Raw genomic sequence first — 12,696 nt, forward strand, 5'->3', positions numbered from 1 at the left:
GATGGTCGACGGAGAGCCCCCTAAGTGTTGGCGTCAGCCGACACGGTCGCGTCGCCGGGGTGACGGACGACCTCGTAGTCACCGTCTTCGGTGATACCGATGACGGCCCAGTCGTACGATACGTCTCGCCGATTGAGACGGCGGCTGAGGTGCGATGCCTCGCCCGTACGTGTCACGAAACAACGCATGTTGCCGCCCTCGGGTATCGGGTCCTGCGAGTCGAGCACTGAGACAGTGACGACGCGCCAGTCGTGTTCCGCTCGCAGTTCAGTGCCAGTGCGCGACACGGTGTATCCGAGGTCATCGAATATCGACCGGGCCTGCTCGTCAAGTGATGTGGTAACGGCCCCCATCTGAGAACCAGTACCACTGGCTATCTGATAAACGTTCCCACTAGCGACAGAGCTGACAGTTCCCGGAGGACACGACTACTGAGACGAACGGACTGGCCGGTGCTGTCAGGGAACGGGCCTCCCCGCGTCAAGCCGACTCAGTGACGATGCAGGGAGACTGGACAACGCAGCCGTCTGGACCCCCGTTACTCGTGGGCCGCGTCCCACTCCTCGGCCTTGCGGAGGTTCGAACAGTCGTTACAGCGGATGCGTCCCATCGAGTCCATCGCGTTGTTGAACGTCTCGCAGTTGCTACAGAAGTATCCCCAGCGGTGCTCGCGGTCAGCGTCGCGGTAGACGACGTAAAAGGCGCCTTTCGTGCCGATGTCGCCGTCGCTCCTGTCGACGTACAGCGTCTCGTCGTCGGGTCCCTCGAGTGCGTCCATACGTAGCCATGACGGGCCAGCGGCTAAATCACTGCGGAAACCATTAGTGGCTGGTTCCCCTGCACTGTGGGTGTGAGTCCCCGGCTGATACAGTACTCCGACGTGGAGAAAGCGTACGATACACCCGAACGGATCGGGCGGTTTGCGGGGACGGTGGCCGCCGCTGACGGTCCGGACGCACTGGTGGTCGGAACCGGGGACGACACCGGTCCGGGGGTGCTGTCGCTGGTCACCGACGGCGAGCAGTCGCTCGACCTCTTTACCGCCCTGACGCCCGCGTTCGAGACGCTGGGCAACCACGACTTCGACCACGGACTCGACGCGACGCGGGACATCATCGCCAGGTCCCCACAGACGTGGCTGACTGCGAACGTCGAACAGGACGGCGACCGGTTCGCCCGACGACTGACCCGGCCGTGGGCGAGTCGAACCGTCGACGGGCTGACAGTCGGCTTCGTCGGCGTGACCGACCCCGACACGGCCTCGGCGAATCCACAGGCGACGACGCTGACGTTCACGGACCCGTTCGCGGCTGTCGCCGAGGCCACCACAGCGCTTCGAGAGGGCGGGGCCGACGTTGTCGTCGTGCTCTCACATCTGGGGCGTACTGACGAGAAACTGGCACGTGCCTGTGATGTGGACGTAATCCTCGGCGGGCACGTCCACGAGCGCCGCATCGACCGCGTCGCCGGGACGCTGCTCACCAGACCGGGCGCCAACGGCAGGACCGTCGTCGAGGTGGACCTCGGCGGGCCGGAACCGACCGCGCAGTTCCGCGAGACGGCCGACGGCCCCGTCGACGACCGCGTCGCCGGTGCCATCGCGGACCGGCTGTCAGCAGCAGGGCTGGACGAGGTCGTCGGTCGCGTCGCGGAACCGCTGGACCGAAGCCGGGCGACGACCTACGGCGGCGAGTGTCGGCTCGGGAACCTCGTCGCGGACGCGTACCGCTGGGCGACGGGCGCGGACGTGGCCCTCCAGAACAGCGGCGGCCTCCGGAACGACACGGTCCCGCTTGACGGGGCACTGACGGTCGCCGACATGGTCTCTGTCGTCCCCTTCGAGGAGCCCCTGACCGTCGCAGAGCTGACGGGCGCGGAGCTTCGGACGCTGTGTCGGCAGGGCAGCGGGCGAGCGGTCGGGTTCGGGGAACCCGACTGGTGGCACGCCCACCTTAGCGGGGTCGAACTGGTCTGGAACGACGACACGCAGGCTATCGAGCTGTTGCGGGTCGACGGGCGGCCGGTCCGCGACGACGAGACGTACACGCTCGCGACGAGCAACTACCTCTACTACACCGAACGGGAGTTTCCGGTCTTGACCGAGTCCCACCGGGTCAGTGTCGCCGACGTGCAGTACGAGGCCCTGGCCGACTACGTCCGCGCGACGGATATCGCCCCGGCAATCGACGGGCGACTCACTCGTCGCTAGCGATTTAAGCCTCGGCACGGTACGTTCCGCCGATGCCACAGGTCGTCGTCCCGGTCAGATACCCACTCTCCGAGAACTCCAGAGCCACGCTCGCGGAGGCCATTCAAATCGCCGACGAGGAAGACGCGGACCTCACTGTCCTGCACGTAAATCTGTACCAGAACAGCCACCGAGTCGACCGGACAGAACTCAAGCGCGCCGTCGAGGAGTCCTTCGGCCACGTCCCGCGGACGCGGTACGTCGTCCGGTCGGGGATGCTCGTGGAAGAGACGATCCTCGACGAGGTCGCCGCACAGGGGGCCGACGTCGTCGTCATCGGGAGCAAGCAGGCGAGCCGCTGGCGACAGATGATCCGTCGGCTGGTCGACGACCCCGACGTCGAACAGTTCCTCCGCGAGGAACTCGACTGTGAAATCGTCACGGTCCAGCCGAATTCCCAGTCCAGCCGTCACTCCTCGCCGAGTTCGTCGGGGTCCTGACCCGGTGGGACGGGCGAGTCACCGGTGGCCGTGGGGGTCCTGTCGGCGGCGTCCAGACCACCCAGCCCATCGGTGAGTGAGACGTTCATCTCCCCGCTGGTGTCGTCGAAGTACAGGTGCGAGTGGGGGTAGGCGATTTCGACGTTGACCTCCTCGAGTCGCGTCCAGATGTTCGTCTGGACTTTCGAGCGGGCGGCGAGCAGTTTGTACGGTTCGGTCACCCAGTACCGAAGCGTCAGCAACACGCCGTGGTCGGCGAAGTTATTGATATACACCGTCGGCGAGGCGGGATACCGGGCCGCGCCGACGCGGATGTTCGGCCCGCCGGAGATGACGTTGTCCACCTCTCGGGCGGCTTCTTCGATGAGGCCCCGTGCGACGGCGATGTCGCTCTCGTAGGTGACCAGCACGTCGAGGGAAAGCCGCGTCCGTGAGTCCTCCGCGGAGTAGTTGACGACGTCCCGCTGGCGGATCTCCCCGTTGGGGATGACGAGAAACGTGTTGTCGAGCGTGAAAACCTTCGTGTGTCTGAGCGTGATGTCCTCGACGAACCCCCGCTGGCCGGTGTCGACGAGTTCGATCATGTCGCCGATCTCGTAGGGCTGGTCGGCCAGCAGGAACACGCCGGAGATGAAACTCCCCAGAATCGGTGCGAGGACGACACCCACAACGGCCGTGAACACGGTGACCGAGAGGGCGATGTCGCCCAACTGCAGGCCGTAGATGCCCAGGATGGTCAGTAACGCGAAGACGTACACGCCGACGCGGATGCCGCGCAGGGCCGTTCGAGTCAGACTCGGCCGCCGGAACTGCTGGGCGACCCGTCGACCGAGAAGGCGGACGAGGACCCGTGAGAGGACGATTGCAAGCGCGATGACGACCAGGGACTTCCCGAGGTTCGCCACCCATATCGGAATCTCGAAGGGAAGCAACCCACCGATGTCGGTGGCCACCTCCGTCGCGACTTCGGTCGGCGTCGGGGTGGGTGTCTGTAACGGCCAGACAGGGCCAAAACGCATGACATGGATTCGACCCCGCCACGAGAAAAGGATTCCCCTCCCGAACTACTTAGCCCTCGCGTCCCGTGTGAAGGAGTATGTCTCTGGATGACATTTCGGTAGTCCTCTCGGACGACCGGCCGCCGGTCGATACGCTGGCGGTCGGTGTCTCGGAGTTCGGCTTAGCCGGCCTCACGGCCGTCGATTACCTGTCCGACCAGTCCTCGATGCGGGAAATCGGGCACCTGCGGACGCCGGGGCCGCCGTTCATCACCCCCTTCGAGAACGGAACTCCGAGACATCACACGCGCCTGTACGCCGACGAAGCGGCGTCGCTTGCCGTGGTAGTCGGCGAACGGTTCGTACCGCCGGCCCAGGCCAAGTCGCTCGCCGAGGCCGTAGCGACCGCCGGGGGAAAACTGGACGTTTCGAACATTACGATGCTTACCGGCGTCCCCGTTGCACACGGCCCGGACGACCACATCCCGTTCTACATCGCCACGCCAGCGTACAGGGAGGCGTATCTCGACGAGACCGACATCAAACCGATGGGGAACGGGTTTCTCGAAGGGCTGAGTGCGGAGCTTGTCACGCGAGGGATGGACGACGCGGTCCCGACTGGCGTGTTCACGACGCCGGCACACCCACAGGCGCCCGACGCTGCGGCTGCAATCAGACTGCTCACCGCGCTGAAAGAGACCCACGCGATCCAGATCGACATCGGTCCCCTGGAGACTTTCGCCGCGAACATCGAAGCCCACTATCAGGCACTCGCAGAGCGGATGGAGGCCGCCGATTCCGACACGGAGCCCGATGACCGAATGTATATGTAAAAATCAAAATACAGCGCATATGTCCATATTTTCCGGGATTAAAACTATATCAATTCCACATTGTGGGTGAACAATCAAACATTCTGCCGACACCTTTTTCAGCGTACGGCGCGTTCTTTTCTCTAATGACTTCCACCGAAATCTACACGACCTGTGCGGTCGATTCGGACCCGCCACCAGGAACGCGGTCGAAGACGTCGCTGTTTTGCCCCGACTGCGGTCACGAGAGCGCAGTGACGGGCGACTGGTCCGTCGAAGGAACCGAGCACAGCTGGCGGCTCCGCTGTCCGGACTGTGACACTGTCGTCCAACAGCGGTAGTCCGCTGTCAACATAGCTGTTTTCTACTTGTCAGTACTCGCGAACTCCGTCGTCAGTGACGACCGTATCCAGCAGGCGCGTCGGCGTGGCGTCGTATGCCGGGTTTGCGATCTCGAATCCGTCCGCGGGCTCCCGGAGCACCTCCGACGGTGACCGGTTCTCGTTCTCGAAGGCGAAGGCCCCGTCGACGTACTTCGCGGCGGAGCCGACGACGGTCACCGGCACGTCGTTGTCCGCCGCCGCCGTCGCAATCGGATAGGTTCCGATGCGGTTGTACAGCGTGTCGTCGACGATGCAGTCCATGCCGACGAGCACGCGGTCGACCTGTGGCATGAAGTGACCGGCCGCGCCGTCGACGATGAGCGTCACGTCGATCCCGTCACGCTCGGCGAGGTGTCGCGTCATCTTTCGGCCGAGGAAGCGCGGCCGCGACTCGGTGACGTACACGTCGAAGGCGTGGCCGGCCTCGATGGCGTCGTCGATGGTCGCAAGCACCGTCGAGGAGAAGTCGTGGGTCAACAGCACGTCGTCGCTGGCGATTTCAGACACCGCGCGCTCGGCGGCGCGGTCTTTCGCCGACTCCACCGCCTCGATGACCTCTTCGATGGCCCCGATAGTCAGTTCCTTGGCGGTCGCCACGTCGTCGGGGTCCGCGTCCGAGACGGCGGTCACGATCCGGTGCTGGGTCGTATGGAGGGAGGCGTGTGAGGGGTTCGCTCGCCGGAGGGCGCTGCTGTTACGGTCAAGCGTACGGATGTAGTCCTCGACCGTCGGGAACTCCCTGTCAGTCAGGACCCGGAGCGCCTGGGCGGCTTTGACTGCGACCACGGAGGAACTGTGGGTCTGCATCTCCGAGATCTCCTCGACAGTCTCGTCTATCATACGGGTGGCTGTGAGTCGGACCGATATGTGTCTTCCCCTCGCCGTCGAACAGCATTTAACGCTGTCTCACATTGGGGTCGATAGACGGCTATGGGACGGTTCAGCACTGACGCGGTCGGGATGACAGAGGGCATCGGCGTCGCTGTGCTCGTCGGGCTGACGCTGCTCGTGACGGCTATCGTCGGACTGAACGTCCTCGTCATTGGGGAGGACGACGGCGGCCCGCAGGCGAACTTCAGCTACGACTACATCGCGACCAACGATGCCCTCATCGTCACCCACGAGCGTGGCGACGAGTTCGAAGCCGGCAACGTCGAGTTCGAGGGGCCCGACACGCGGGTCACCTGGGCCGAAGTGGCCGGCCGGGAGCCCGCCGCGGCCGTCGGGCCCGGCGACATCGTGCAACTGAGCAACGGGAGCGCCTACGGACAGCGGGTCAGGGGCCAGGACACCATACGGATATACCACAACGCGAGCGGGAACCGGACCCAGCTGGACCAGTGGAACGGCACGACCTGACCGGCGGCGGAGGGTCAGTCCGCCGAGACGCCGGTCTCCTGGTCGGCCCCTGCCGGCCGGCCGAACCAGTCGTCAAAGGAGAGCGGCCCGGCGCCCATCGTGAACACCGCCGACGCCATGCCGAACAGCGTGATGTGCGCCAGCACCGGGTCGTCCGGCAGGCCGAACAGCGTCGTGGTGAACAGGACAAATGAGACAGCCGCCGCCCCGCGGGTCATGAACCCGGCGATCAACACAAGGCCGACCAGCATCTCGGTCAGGCCGGCACCGAGCACCCACATTCCGGGGTCGACGGGCACGACGGCGGTGAGGTCGTACTTCTCGACGACCAGCAGCGCCCGGCCGGGGTCGGCGAGTTTCTGGATCAGCCCCAGGTAGACGAAGGTCACGCCCATGCCGACGCGGACGATGACCGGGACGTATTCGCGGTACCGCGCTGTCGTCACGTCCAGAAAGCCCTTGAGATGGTGGACCGGGTCGACGCGGCTGTAGTAGGTCCCGTCGGTGCCGGCGACCTGCTGGAGCATGTGGTCAGCGCTCGGGCGACCACCGCCCAGAATCAACAGCGCCAGGAACGCCGGGACGTACTCCATCGCGAGGACGACGCCGGGGTCGACGCTCAACGCCCAGCCGAAGGTCAAAAGCCCGATCGTCGTGACGATACGGGTCGCAAGCCCGAACAGGAGCGTGAACCCCAGCCCGATGAACAGGACACGAGCGACCGGGTTCGTGCTCGGGTCGAACGTCACCGTCGGGGCGAACAGATATCCCTGGAACCCAGCACCGACGAGAGGCAGCCCCACGCTGAGTCGGAGCATCCACGGCACGAGGTCCGAGTAGCCGACCAGGACGTCCCGGAGGATGACGATGTCCGCAATCGTCGGCCGGATCCAGATGTACGCCGCGAGGCCACCAGTCACTGCAAGGCCCGAAACGCCGAAAATAGCCGCGTTCACCGGATCGGAGAGGACGGACAGCGCGAAGTCGAGCGCGTCGAGCGCGTCGCCCGGCCCCTCGGTCACGTAGTCGACGTGTGCCGACGCGGGTCGCGAAAGGAGCGTGAGACCGAGTGCGACGATGCCGGCGAAACCCGGGATACGAGTGTCCATGCCTGATAATTCGTGCGCTGGCTACCTAATCCTGTTCGTCCGTTCCGTGATACTGGGCGGTGAAATAGCCCCACCAGCGACCCGTCCCAGCAGGCGGTGGAATTATACCCACTCCACTACTACTTATACGGCAGTGAGCGTCAACATCGAGACACAGATCGTCGAGCGGGGGGACGACGAACACGTCGACGCGGCGTGGCGGCTCAAGGAGGACATCCGCGAGTCCGACGGGGTCCTCCGACAGCGGCGGGGGTTCTTCCGGAACGCCTACCGCCGGTCGACCACCTATCTCTACATCGACCGGTCGGCTGACCGCCTCATCGGCTTCGCCGCGGTTCGACGCGACGGCTATATTCTCTTTCTCGCAGTCGACGACGAGTACAGGGGCCACGGCTTCGGCAAGCGGCTCGTCGCCCGCGTCGCCGAGGACTACGGCAGCGTGACCTGTCACGCCCGGGCGACCAATCGGGAGGCGCTGGGCTTTTACAAACACATCGGCTTCGAGGTCCGGCGGCGCATCGACAACTACTACGAGGACGGCGGCGACGCCTACTACCTCAAGCTCGGCGAGGACTCGATCACGGACAAACTGTCGAAGTTCCTGCGCGGCTAAGCGAACGCTTTTCAAGGGACCTCCCCAACGAGGTAGCCGATGGAAGAGCGGACCCGCGCGTACCTCCGTGGCCGGTTCGGCGACCACTACAGACAGGCGTCGGTAACGCCGCCGCCGGCCGCGAACGAACGGGAATGGGGGTTCATCCCGTGGACCGACGGCCCCGGCGAAACGATGGTTCGTCATCGCTCGCTGCTGGACCTCGGCGAAATCGAGGACTTCCTCGGCCGCCGAAAACCGCGTCACGTCTACTTCTCCGCGGGCCGCTACGACGAGCCGAGCGCTTCGACGATGTCGGACAAGGGCTGGCGCAACTCCGACCTCGTGTTCGACCTCGACGCCGACCACCTGCCCTCCGTGGTACTTGGCGAGGACAGCTACGCCGAGATGCTCGGAAAGTGCAAGGACGCGCTGTTCAGGCTGCTCGACTTTCTTGAGGACGATTTCGGCTTCGAGGACCTGACGGTCGTCTTCTCCGGGGGCCGTGGCTACCACGTCCACGTCCGCGACGAGCGCATCCGCCACCTGGAGCGGGACGCGCGCCGGGAGATCGTCGACTACGTCCGCGGTATCGGCCTGGAGTTCGACGAGCTCGTCGACGAGGAGGCCGTCGCCGGCACGGCCGGCCGGTCCAGCCCGGCACAGAAGCGGACGCTCTCGACCGAAGGCGGCTGGAGCGCTCGCGCGCACGGTCACATGCTCGCCGTCGTCGACGAGCTGCTCGCGATGGACGAGGCGGCCGCGCTGGACCGGCTACAGGAGTACGACGGCATCGGGGAGGGGAAGGCGACGGCGGCGCTGAACGCGGCCCGGTCGAACTACGAACAGCTGGAGGCCGGCAACATCGACGTCCACCCCGCGTTCTACCAGCTGGCGAAGATTCTGCTCCACGAGGTGGTCGCGGCGGACAACGCGCCGATCGACGAACCGGTGACGACGGACACGAACCGGCTCATCCGCCTGCCCGGTTCGCTACACGGCGGCAGCGGGCTGGAGGTCCAGCGCATCGACCGCGACGACCTCGACGCGTTCGACCCGCTCGTCGACCCCGTGCCGGAGACGTTCCGGGGCCACGACATCACCGTCGAGGTGACCGACGGGGGCCTCGTCGAACTGGATGGCGATAGCTTTACACTGGAGGCGGGTAATGAGACTGTACCAGAGCACGTGGGCGTGTTTCTCATGGCCCGCGGGCGTGCCGAGAAGGGGAAGGAATGAACGTAGACGAGCTACAGTCCGTCCAATCGCGCGAGCGCCAGACCGACCAGCTCCAGCAGCTGCGCGAGACGTTCTACGAGGACGCCGGACAGTTCATTCAACAGCTCCGGACGGAGCGCGACCGCGCGGCCGAGCGCGCCGAGGACCCGTTCGACTCGCCCGAGGTCAACCGTCTGACCGACGATATCAAGACCGCCGAACAGACTGTCGAAGCCGTCTACGAGCGCCGCGTCGGCAAAATCGTCAAGATGGCGTCGCTGGCCGCGGCGGACATGCCGACCGAGGACGACGGCCTGACACGGGAGGAGCGGGACCTGTTCGAGACGATGGTCGGGGCCATCGAGTCCAACCGGGGCCACGTCCTCGACGTGATTGCGGGGGAGGCCCCCACCGGCGCGGTCGGCGACGAGCCGGACTCGGAGGAGCCCAAGGCTCCCGACCCGGACCCACACCAGGCGGCAAACGACGCAACGACCGGTGTGGAAGACCCGGGTCCCAACCGGACGGCGAACGACGCAACGGCCAGTGCGGCAGACCCGGCATCGACGCCGGACTCGGGCGTCGACGCGGCCGACATGATGGGCAGCGGCGGGGCCCAGTCGCCGGCCGAGGAACCCGACGCACCGACGCCGCCACCCGACCCGGACACCAATCCGCCTGCCGGCAGCCAGCCAGATTCCGCGGAGGTGCCGGCCGGCGGCGACGACGTTCCGGTACCTCCGCCTGAGGCCGGTAGCGACCCCGGACCGGCGGCCGACGGCGGCGACACGTCTCCGGCGGGTCCTGACACGGCTGGTGGCGCCGACGTGGACCGACGGACGGTCCGCATCACGGACGACGTGGGCGAGATATTCGGCGTCGACCAGCGCGAGTACGACCTCTCGACGGACGACGTGGTGACCCTGCCGGCCGACAACGCCGACCCGCTGGTCGAACAGGACGCCGCGGAACCGCTGGAATAGCCCGCTTCGACCTATCTGTGGACAGATTGTCTCCGCTTGGAGTGCCGACAGTGGCGGGCACCAGCAGCTATAATGTAGCTCAGCTTATATTATCCCGCATGAACGGGGTTCGACCGATTGCCTTCGCGGCCGTCGTGGTCCTCGCTGGCTGTTCCGGCTTCTTCGGAGACGCGACGGAGACAGCAACACCGACCGAGACGCCGTCGGGAGCCGTCCCGCCATCGGAAACTGAGACTGCGGCGGTGACGTCGACGCCGAACCCCACGCAGACCTCGCCACCGACCACCACGGAGACTGACCCACCGGTCGACGACCGGCAACTCGCGCCCGGCGTCACGCGCGACGGCATCGTCAACCCCGTCGCACTGATGAGCGCACACCAGCGCGAACTGCTTGCCGGGGGCTACATGCTCAATCAGACCGTCGTGAGTACCTACAACGGGTCGGTCAGCAACCGGCTCGTCGTCCACACCACCGCCGGGCCGGGCGGCGAAATCGCCTACCAGAACGGGACGTCCTACGGCTACGACTCCGACGGCAACGAGAGCGTCACCGGCAACGCCGTATGGCTGAACACGACGACGATGGTCACCAGACACGTCGAGGCCGGGAGCGCGACCTATCGGAGCCAGCCGCGCCTCTACCCCCCGGAGTCACTCATCTGGTACAGCGGACTCCAGCGTGACATCCAGTTCGCCGCCGACGAGTACGAGGTGACGAGCGTCGACCAGCGAGACGGCGTGCGCGTCGTCACCCTGGAGGCGTCGATAGACCGTGTCGCCGGCGACGACATCGACGACACGACCTCGACCCTCCGGATCGACGAGAACGGCGTCATCAGGTACGCCGAAACGACGGCGAACTACGGTACCGGGAACGTCTATCACACGTCATACGCGGTCGAGCGGCTCGGCTCGGACCCGCCGGAGCGACCCGCCTGGCTGGCCGCCGTCCCGCCGAGCGCCTCGCTCACCGTGGGGATGGACGTGTTCGGCTTCGACGAGAGCAGCGTCGAACTGGTCCATACGTACGGCGACGCCGCGCCCGCGGGCTCCATCGTCACGGTCGTCTCGAACGGGACGCTGTACGAGGCCACGCTCGACGACCCGTTCCGCGACGGCACGCTGTACCTCTGGGTCGACGCCGACGGCACGCTCCGCGCGACGGGCGACCGTCCCGACTCGGCCGCCGCTCGCGAACTCGGGCCGGTGGTCACGGTCACCGTTCGCGCGCCGGACGGCGGAGAGCTGTTCTCGACCAGCCTCGGCCGGTAACTACGGCGCGCCGGCCGCAGGGCTCCCGGTGAGGCTACTGCTGGCCGCCGTCGGCTTCCTCGTGGCCGATGGGAGCCGTCGCGAACAGGGTGGGCTCCGGAGATGCCACGCGTGGGGGTGTCCGGCCGACGGAGCGCGTTACGGCTCCGGTCTGGTCCCGAGCGTGAGCTCGACCGTCTCCCGCGTTCCGTCCCGTTCGACGGCCACGTCGACCGTGTCGCCGGGGCTGGTCTCCAGCGCGAGGAAGCTTCCAAGTGCCTGTCGCGTCGGCGTCGGCGTGTCGTCCATCTGTCTGACCACGTCACCGCCGACAGGGACCTCCGTCCCGGAGACCACCGTGCTTCCGTCGCTTCCCTGCAGCACGCCCGCCGCCGGGCCGCCGTCGAGGATGCGGTCGATGTACACCCCCGACGCGGGGTCCAGGTCGTTCGCCTCGGCGAGACGCGGCGAGACGCTCCGGAGCCCGACGCCCATATACGGATGGTCGTAGTCGCCGGTCTGGATGAGCGACGGCACGACGCGCTGGGTGAGCGGGGCCGAGATGGCGAACGCGACGTTGTCGCCGCCGCCGGAGTTGATGACGCCGACCACGTCGCCGTCAAGGGTGACCAGCGGTCCGCCACTGTTGCCCGGATTGACCGGCGCGTCGGTCTGGACCGCGTCCGCGATGGAGAAGTTGTTGGCGCCCTGGAGCGTCCGGTCGACGCCGCTGACGATGCCCGCGGACACCGAGCCAGAGAGTCCAAACGGGTTCCCGATGGCGACGACTTCGGTCCCGACCGTCACCTCGCGTTCGACGAACGACAGGGGCGTCACGTCCGGCGTCGCGCCGATTCGGAGGACCGCCAGGTCGCTGTACACGTCCGCGCCGACGACGGAGGCAGAGCGCCATCCAGTGTCCGCAAAGCGGACGTAGTACTCGTCCCCGCCCGCGACGACGTGTTCGTTCGTGACGATGTGTTCGTCGTCGATGAGGAAGCCGCTCCCCTGCCCACCACGGGCGGTCTCGGAGTACACTCTGATCGAGACGACGGCGTCGGCGACCTCCCGATACACGTCGGCGTAGACGCTTTCGGACTGAGCGACCGCGTCGGTCGACGCCGACTGGTCGGCGGTGCCACCGTCTGATTCGCTGCTGGTCCCGGGGCTCTGACAGCCGGCCGTTGCCGCGGCGGCTGTCCCTAGGGCACCCAACATCGCCCGGCGCGTGAGAGACTCTTTCATATTGGGGCGTAGGCCCGGGCTGCGAAAAAGGCACGGTCAAGCCCCGCCGTTGTCGC

15 protein-coding genes are annotated in these 12,696 nt (G+C 66.4%); 9 read left to right on the plus strand and 6 right to left on the minus strand.

Annotation, left to right across the window (positions count from 1 at the left end; translation table 11 throughout):
* Positions 1-20: 20 nt before the first annotated feature.
* Both KZ498_RS08310 and KZ498_RS08315 read right to left on the minus strand, forming a co-directional pair.
* Positions 21-353: a hypothetical protein gene (locus tag KZ498_RS08310; RefSeq protein WP_312618222.1), complete on the minus strand. Its 333-nt coding sequence runs from the start codon at positions 351-353 to the stop codon at positions 21-23.
* A gap of 185 nt (positions 354-538) precedes the next feature.
* Positions 539-778: a DUF5816 domain-containing protein gene (locus KZ498_RS08315; protein ID WP_312618223.1), complete on the minus strand. Its 240-nt coding sequence runs from the start codon at positions 776-778 to the stop codon at positions 539-541.
* A 72-nt stretch (positions 779-850) separates the two neighbouring features.
* On the opposite strand from KZ498_RS08315, the gene KZ498_RS08320 reads away from it, so the two are divergent.
* Positions 851-2,209, plus strand: coding sequence for a bifunctional metallophosphatase/5'-nucleotidase (locus KZ498_RS08320; protein ID WP_312618224.1), 1,359 nt, complete (start codon positions 851-853; stop codon positions 2,207-2,209).
* A gap of 32 nt (positions 2,210-2,241) precedes the next feature.
* Positions 2,242-2,688, plus strand: a complete 447-nt coding sequence (locus KZ498_RS08325) for a universal stress protein (protein WP_312618225.1) — start codon at positions 2,242-2,244, stop codon at positions 2,686-2,688.
* Here the strand turns inward: KZ498_RS08325 and KZ498_RS08330 are convergent.
* Complete coding sequence (locus tag KZ498_RS08330; protein ID WP_312618226.1) at positions 2,658-3,707, minus strand: mechanosensitive ion channel family protein; 1,050 nt, start codon at positions 3,705-3,707, stop codon at positions 2,658-2,660. The genes KZ498_RS08325 and KZ498_RS08330 overlap by 31 nt on opposite strands.
* A gap of 77 nt (positions 3,708-3,784) precedes the next feature.
* Here KZ498_RS08330 and KZ498_RS08335 point away from each other — a divergent pair, with 77 nt between their 5' ends.
* Both KZ498_RS08335 and KZ498_RS08340 read left to right on the plus strand, forming a co-directional pair.
* A complete protein-coding gene (locus KZ498_RS08335; protein ID WP_312618227.1) occupies positions 3,785-4,519 on the plus strand; it encodes a PAC2 family protein in 735 nt (244 codons plus the stop codon).
* 125 nt (positions 4,520-4,644) lie between these two features.
* Positions 4,645-4,839 carry a hypothetical protein gene (locus KZ498_RS08340; protein ID WP_312618228.1) on the plus strand — a complete coding sequence of 65 codons (195 nt, stop codon included), beginning with the start codon at positions 4,645-4,647 and terminating at the stop codon, positions 4,837-4,839.
* 30 nt (positions 4,840-4,869) lie between these two features.
* Here the strand turns inward: KZ498_RS08340 and KZ498_RS08345 are convergent, their stop codons facing one another.
* The gene (locus KZ498_RS08345) at positions 4,870-5,721 is read right to left on the minus strand and encodes a translation initiation factor eIF-2B (protein ID WP_312618229.1); all 852 of its coding nucleotides are present in this window, start codon (positions 5,719-5,721) and stop codon (positions 4,870-4,872) included.
* Between the two features lie 90 nt (positions 5,722-5,811).
* Between KZ498_RS08345 and KZ498_RS08350 the strand changes: the two genes are divergently transcribed.
* On the plus strand, positions 5,812-6,240 hold the full coding sequence (locus KZ498_RS08350; RefSeq protein ID WP_312618230.1) for a type IV pilin: 429 nt from the start codon (positions 5,812-5,814) through the stop codon (positions 6,238-6,240).
* A gap of 14 nt (positions 6,241-6,254) precedes the next feature.
* On the opposite strand, the gene KZ498_RS08355 is transcribed toward KZ498_RS08350, so the two are convergent.
* Positions 6,255-7,349 (minus strand): DoxX family membrane protein, encoded by a 1,095-nt coding sequence (locus KZ498_RS08355; RefSeq protein WP_312618231.1) that lies wholly within the window; start codon positions 7,347-7,349, stop codon positions 6,255-6,257.
* A 133-nt stretch (positions 7,350-7,482) separates the two neighbouring features.
* Between KZ498_RS08355 and KZ498_RS08360 the strand changes: the two genes are divergently transcribed.
* From KZ498_RS08360 to KZ498_RS08375, 4 genes are all read left to right on the plus strand, one after another.
* On the plus strand, positions 7,483-7,962 hold the full coding sequence (locus tag KZ498_RS08360) for an N-acetyltransferase (RefSeq protein ID WP_312618232.1): 480 nt from the start codon (positions 7,483-7,485) through the stop codon (positions 7,960-7,962).
* A gap of 39 nt (positions 7,963-8,001) precedes the next feature.
* Positions 8,002-9,180, plus strand: coding sequence for a DNA primase small subunit PriS (gene priS / locus KZ498_RS08365; RefSeq protein ID WP_312618233.1), 1,179 nt, complete (start codon positions 8,002-8,004; stop codon positions 9,178-9,180).
* Entirely contained in the window at positions 9,177-10,142 is a 966-nt protein-coding gene (locus KZ498_RS08370; RefSeq protein WP_312618234.1) for a hypothetical protein, read from the plus strand. The genes priS and KZ498_RS08370 overlap by 4 nt, the downstream gene beginning before the upstream one ends.
* A gap of 98 nt (positions 10,143-10,240) precedes the next feature.
* Positions 10,241-11,416: a hypothetical protein gene (locus KZ498_RS08375; protein WP_312618235.1), complete on the plus strand. Its 1,176-nt coding sequence runs from the start codon at positions 10,241-10,243 to the stop codon at positions 11,414-11,416.
* A gap of 138 nt (positions 11,417-11,554) precedes the next feature.
* On the opposite strand, the gene KZ498_RS08380 is transcribed toward KZ498_RS08375, so the two are convergent.
* Complete coding sequence (locus KZ498_RS08380; RefSeq protein ID WP_312618236.1) at positions 11,555-12,640, minus strand: trypsin-like peptidase domain-containing protein; 1,086 nt, start codon at positions 12,638-12,640, stop codon at positions 11,555-11,557.
* Positions 12,641-12,696 lie beyond the last annotated feature (56 nt).

Origin of the sequence: Haloarcula sp. 1CSR25-25, assembly GCF_032027985.1 — an archaeon.
Taxonomy (GTDB): domain Archaea; phylum Halobacteriota; class Halobacteria; order Halobacteriales; family Haloarculaceae; genus Haloarcula.

Bases quoted from the DNA above. Each gene is read 5' to 3' on its own strand.
- KZ498_RS08380 (WP_312618236.1), bottom strand. From the start codon at position 12,640: ATGAAAGAGTCTCTCACGCGCCGGGCGATGTTGGGTGCCCTAGGGACA.
- KZ498_RS08355 (WP_312618231.1), bottom strand. From the start codon at position 7,349: ATGGACACTCGTATCCCGGGTTTCGCCGGCATCGTCGCACTCGGTCTC.
- KZ498_RS08315 (WP_312618223.1), bottom strand. From the start codon at position 778: ATGGACGCACTCGAGGGACCCGACGACGAGACGCTGTACGTCGACAGG.
- KZ498_RS08340 (WP_312618228.1), top strand. From the start codon at position 4,645: ATGACTTCCACCGAAATCTACACGACCTGTGCGGTCGATTCGGACCCG.
- KZ498_RS08335 (WP_312618227.1), top strand. From the start codon at position 3,785: ATGTCTCTGGATGACATTTCGGTAGTCCTCTCGGACGACCGGCCGCCG.
- KZ498_RS08370 (WP_312618234.1), top strand. From the start codon at position 9,177: ATGAACGTAGACGAGCTACAGTCCGTCCAATCGCGCGAGCGCCAGACC.
- KZ498_RS08350 (WP_312618230.1), top strand. From the start codon at position 5,812: ATGGGACGGTTCAGCACTGACGCGGTCGGGATGACAGAGGGCATCGGC.
- KZ498_RS08325 (WP_312618225.1), top strand. From the start codon at position 2,242: ATGCCACAGGTCGTCGTCCCGGTCAGATACCCACTCTCCGAGAACTCC.
- KZ498_RS08345 (WP_312618229.1), bottom strand. From the start codon at position 5,721: ATGATAGACGAGACTGTCGAGGAGATCTCGGAGATGCAGACCCACAGT.
- KZ498_RS08375 (WP_312618235.1), top strand. From the start codon at position 10,241: ATGAACGGGGTTCGACCGATTGCCTTCGCGGCCGTCGTGGTCCTCGCT.
- KZ498_RS08310 (WP_312618222.1), bottom strand. From the start codon at position 353: ATGGGGGCCGTTACCACATCACTTGACGAGCAGGCCCGGTCGATATTC.
- KZ498_RS08330 (WP_312618226.1), bottom strand. From the start codon at position 3,707: ATGCGTTTTGGCCCTGTCTGGCCGTTACAGACACCCACCCCGACGCCG.
- priS (WP_312618233.1), top strand. From the start codon at position 8,002: ATGGAAGAGCGGACCCGCGCGTACCTCCGTGGCCGGTTCGGCGACCAC.